The sequence below is a fragment of the Mameliella sp. CS4 genome (assembly GCF_019392335.1).
Lineage (GTDB): Bacteria > Pseudomonadota > Alphaproteobacteria > Rhodobacterales > Rhodobacteraceae > Antarctobacter.
Genome location: NZ_JAHXRQ010000151.1, coordinates 1 through 273, shown reverse-complemented (window position 1 = coordinate 273; position 273 = coordinate 1). Strand labels below are relative to the sequence as shown.

Sequence of the window (273 nt, the reverse complement as noted above, 5' to 3'; positions counted from 1 at the left end):
AAGCGAACCCGGACGCTGTGCTGGCAATTGTCACACTGCTGCAAAAAATCGCGAAGGACGGAGCCATCAAGATGCCGCTTTCAGCCGACGACGTCAGTACCCTTCTCCAGCAGCTGATCAAGACTCTCGGCGGTCAAAATCCAGCGCCCGGGCCGGTGGCCCCGGCACCTGCACCGGCGCCGGACCCTGCTGCCGATCCCACCGCAGCGATCATTGACCTGATCGCAAAGCTGATCGTTCCGGCGATCAGCAAGCAGATTCGAATCTGCTTGC

The 273-nt window shown here is 60.8% G+C and carries 1 protein-coding gene; it reads left to right on the top strand.

Going from position 1 to position 273, the window contains the following annotated elements:
• Window positions 1–273, top strand: a 273-nt coding sequence (locus tag KZZ07_RS26925; protein ID WP_219520034.1) for a hypothetical protein, incomplete at both ends; no start/stop codon positions are given.